Raw genomic sequence first — 4386 nt, 5'->3', positions numbered from 1 at the left:
CGCACATGATCACACGCCGCATGAGAGCCCGCTCGTCATGCTGGTGCCGCTGGGGCTGCTCAGCCTGGGGGCGATTTTCGCGGGCGTTTATTTCTACGACGCGTTCGTGGACGGCAATAATGAGACGTTCTGGGCTGGCGCGATCTATCGCGCCGCAGAGAACCATGTCCTTCATGATCGTCATAATGTGCCTGAATGGGTGTTGTACGCACCGCTGGTCGTCACGATTGCCGGCTTCCTGATTGCGACGTTCACCTATTACCTCAACCGGGGTGTTGGTAAGCGTGTCGCCGACAGTGGCGGTCCGTTGCACTCGCTGTTCTACAACAAATGGTATTTTGACGAGATCTATCAGGCCACGCTCATCAAGGGCTCGGCCATGCTCGGCAATCTCTTCTGGAAGGCTGACAAAAAGATCATCGACGGCATCGGGCCTGATGGTGTTGTGGCTGTGACCAAGGCTTCGGCTGGGCGCTTGTCGAAGATGCATACCGGATATCTCTACCACTACGCATTTGTGATTATCGGTGCTGCACTTGTATTCGGCGGAATACTGTGGCTGCGCGCTGGAGGAGCCAACTAATGGGCGGTTTTCCCATTCTTTCAGCGATGACGTTCCTGCCGCTGGCAGGTGCACTCATCATCATGCTCGTGCGCGCAGCGACAGCTGGCAGCCGAGATGCATCGTCCAGTGATGCCGAGGGGCGCACAGCGCTTCTGGCTGGCCTGATCATATCTGGCGCCACGTTCATTGCATCGCTCGCAGCATTTGGTGCGTTTGATGCGTCCCAGTCGGGCTACCAGCTGGTGGAGCAATACAGCTGGTATCGTAACATCAGCTACAAGATGGGCATTGATGGCCTGTCCATTTCGCTCATTTTGCTGACCACTTTCCTGATCCCTATCTGCCTCCTTGCCAGCTGGAACTCGATCCACAAGCGCGTGACAGAGTATGTGGTCGCCTTTCTCGTTCTTGAAACCTTTATCATCGGTGTCTTCACCGCGATGGATCTCGTCCTGTTCTATATCTTCTTCGAGGCTGGACTGATCCCAATGTTCCTGATCATCGGAATCTGGGGCGGCAAGGACAAGATCTATGCGGCGTTCAAATTCTTCCTTTATACGCTGATCGGTTCACTGCTGATGCTCGTGGCCGTCGTGTACATGTACCAGGTTGCTGGTGGTTCTGACTTCGAGATTCTGGAGAAGTATTCCTTCGATCCGAACGTTCAGACCTGGCTCTGGCTGGCCTTCATGGCGTCGTTCGCCGTGAAGTTGCCGATGTGGCCGGTCCATACATGGTTGCCGGATGCGCACGTGCAGGCACCGACTGCGGGATCCGTTTTGCTGGCAGGCATCCTTCTGAAGATGGGCGGCTATGGCTTCCTGCGCTTTTCACTGCCCATGTTCCCGGACGCGAGCCAATTGTTTCAGCCGATGATGTTCGCACTAGCGGTGATCGCGATCGTATACACATCGCTGGTCGCGTGGCGTCAGACGGACATGAAGAAACTGATCGCATATTCGTCGGTTGCGCATATGGGCTTTGTTACGCTCGGCGTGTTCGCCTTCAACGAAGCCGGCGTACAGGGCGCCATCTTTCAGATGCTGAGCCACGGCCTGATCTCCGCCGCGCTCTTTCTGATCGTTGGCGTCGTTTATGACCGGATGCACACTCGTGAAATTTCCGCCTATGGCGGATTGGTTCACCGGATGCCGGTTTATGCCACGTTCTTCATGCTGTTCACCATGGCCAATGTCGGTCTTCCTGGCACGTCTGGCTTCATCGGCGAGATCCTGACCATGGTCGGTGGCTTCCAAGCTTCAACCTGGGCAGCGTTTGGCGCCGCGCTTGGTGTGATCTTTTCGGCCGTTTATATGCTCACCCTGTATCGCCGGACAGTGTTTGGAAAAATCACCAATCCTGATCTGAACACGATTAAGGATATGAACAGGATTGAATGGATCTGCATTGCTCCACTCGCAATCCTCACAATCCTGTTTGGTGTTGCACCCAATTTGATTTTCAACATTACCGAAGGTTCTGCCTTGCGCATTCTGAACCTGATGGCGGGAGGCTGATCTCGTGATTGATTTCACTGCCATGATACTGACTGTTGGGCCTGAACTCTGGCTCGTTGCGACTGCCTTGATTGGCGTGCTTGTGGGCGCCACGCTGAAGGATCGTTTCAACAGCGTATCTATCAAGTTCGGCGCTCTTGCCCTATTTGCGGCCGCCGCGTTTTCTCTGATGAACTATGAAGGAGGCGAAGCCTTCAATGGCCTCGTTCGTACGAACACGTTCGTGAACTTCGCGAAATTTGTCAGCTATGTCCTGGCAGGATTTGCGCTGCTCACATCTGAGGGTTTCCTGAAGCGGCATGGTACCATCCGGTATGAATATTCCCTGCTGATACTGCTCGCCTCCTTCGGCATGGGCATGATCCTGTCGGCGGCTGACTTGATGACGCTCTATATGGGCGTCGAAACGCTTAGTCTGTCTTCCTATGTGCTGGCTGCGTTCCATCGGGATTCTGCCAAGGCGTCCGAAGCTGGCTTGAAGTACTTCGTTTTGGGGGCGCTTGCATCTGGCATGCTGCTGTATGGCGCATCACTCGTCTACGGGTTCAGCGGTTCGACAGAATATGCCGTGATCGCTGCAGCGGACCCATCGATCGGCATGATGTTCGGCATGGTCCTGATGATTGTCGGCCTCGCCTTCAAAGTCTCTGCTGCGCCAATGCATATCTGGACGCCGGACGTCTATGAAGGCGCGCCGACACCTGTCGTTGCGTTCTTCGCCTCCGCGCCCAAAATGGCGAGCATGGTGGTCTTCGCGAATGTCATGTTCACCATGTTTGGCGACGTGATCGACCAGTGGCAGCTGATCCTCTGCATCATTGCCGGCCTGTCGATGATTATCGGCTCGCTGGGCGCGCTGACACAGACCAACATCAAGCGTCTGCTCGGCTACTCATCGATTGCGAATATGGGCTACGCGCTCGTCGCTGTAGCCGCGGGTCCGGAATTGGGTGCGGGGCCTTTGCTGGTCTTCATGACGCTGTACGTAATTGCGTCGCTTGGCCTGTTCATGGGCGTGCTTGCCATGCGTCGTAAAGGCGGAATGGTGGAAGGAATTAACGAGCTTGGTGGTTTGATGCGCAAGCGCCCCGTGCTGGCGATAGCTCTTTCCATTCTGATCTTCTCAATGGCGGGTCTTCCACCGTTCGGTGGATTCTTTGGAAAATGGGAAGTGTTGTCCGCCGGGGTTGAGGCCGGTTTGATGCCAGTCGTCATAATTCTCGTGCTCGCGTCTGTCGTATCGCTTGGCTATTATCTCCGTCTGATCAAGATCATGTGGTTTGATGAGCCAACAGAGCGTTTCGAGGCGGTCGATGGCCCCGTGACGATCACAGTTCTGCTCGCAGCGCTGATTGCCGGTATCCTGTTCCTGTTCTTCATAAGCGCACTATCAGGGTGGGCGGGCACAGCGGCTCTGGGACTTGCAGGTTGAGCTTAACCTGGCCCGTCTACCACCTTGGCGTCATAGACAGCACAAATTCCGAAGCGAGGCGACGGGCGAAGGCTGGCGATTTCGACGATTGCTGGCTTGTCGCAGAAGCTCAGACAGCTGGGCGCGGTCGTTTGCAGCGTCCATGGATCTCGCCGTCTGGAAACTTGTTTTCCACTGCGCTGTTTCATGAGCCCGGCGGCATTCCAGTAGCCTCTCGTATTCCCTTCGCCGGGGCATTGGCTGTATCTGATGTGGCTGCGCAGCTCGCGCCAGACGCCCCCGTCCGTTTGAAATGGCCCAACGATGCGCGCGTGAATGGCGCCAAGATTTCCGGCATTCTGATCGAAACCGGCGGGCAGGGCGCTGGGTTCTGGGTCGCCGCAGGCATTGGGATCAATGTGGCTTCCGCACCTGACGGCGCTGGCCAAATGGCAACATCATTGCATTCTTTAAGATGCGACGCAGTCCTGACCCCGGAAGATGTTCTGACGGCGCTTCGTGATGCGTTTGGGCGTCGTCTTGAACAAGCGCGGCAAGGATTTGAGACGTTGCGGCAAGATTGGCTGAAGGTCGCTGAGGGGCTCGGTCAGACGATCTCGGTTTCGCGAAACGGCGATCCCCTGATAGGCGTGTTGGAAGATATGGCGGAAGACGGGTCGCTGGTGCTCAGATTGCCCGATGGACGTCAGGAGATAGTCCGGGCTGGTGATGTCAGCCTGATAGGGAGTAGCTAAGCGATGCTGCTGGCAATTGATGTAGGCAACACGAACACGGTGTTCGGCATTCATGACGGCGAGACCTGGGTCAACCAGTGGCGCAGCGCGACCGATGCCACCAAGACCGCCGACGACCACGCGGCATGGTTGTGGCGG

General features: G+C 56.2%; 4 protein-coding genes and 1 pseudogene. All 5 read left to right on the top strand.

What is annotated here, in order from left to right; translation table 11 throughout:
• Positions 1-583: pseudogene (locus B4F73_RS10285) on the top strand (NADH-quinone oxidoreductase subunit L); the annotation flags it as partial.
• Positions 583-2082: an NADH-quinone oxidoreductase subunit M gene (locus tag B4F73_RS10280; RefSeq protein ID WP_290483190.1), complete on the top strand. Its 1500-nt coding sequence runs from the start codon at positions 583-585 to the stop codon at positions 2080-2082. The pseudogene B4F73_RS10285 and the gene B4F73_RS10280, both read left to right, overlap by 1 nt.
• Positions 2083-2086: 4 nt before the next feature.
• Positions 2087-3514, top strand: a complete 1428-nt coding sequence (gene nuoN / locus B4F73_RS10275; RefSeq protein ID WP_206990499.1) for an NADH-quinone oxidoreductase subunit NuoN — start codon at positions 2087-2089, stop codon at positions 3512-3514.
• On the top strand, positions 3478-4248 hold the full coding sequence (locus B4F73_RS10270) for a biotin--[acetyl-CoA-carboxylase] ligase (RefSeq protein WP_290483189.1): 771 nt from the start codon (positions 3478-3480) through the stop codon (positions 4246-4248). The genes nuoN and B4F73_RS10270 overlap by 37 nt, the downstream gene beginning before the upstream one ends.
• Positions 4249-4251: 3 nt before the next feature.
• On the top strand, positions 4252-4386 hold a 135-nt coding region (locus B4F73_RS10265; protein WP_290483194.1), incomplete at its 3' end, for a type III pantothenate kinase.

This window comes from Hyphomonas sp. UBA3601 (assembly GCF_002375605.1).
GTDB lineage: Bacteria > Pseudomonadota > Alphaproteobacteria > Caulobacterales > Hyphomonadaceae > Hyphomonas.
This window is presented reverse-complemented; position numbering and strand designations above follow the sequence as displayed.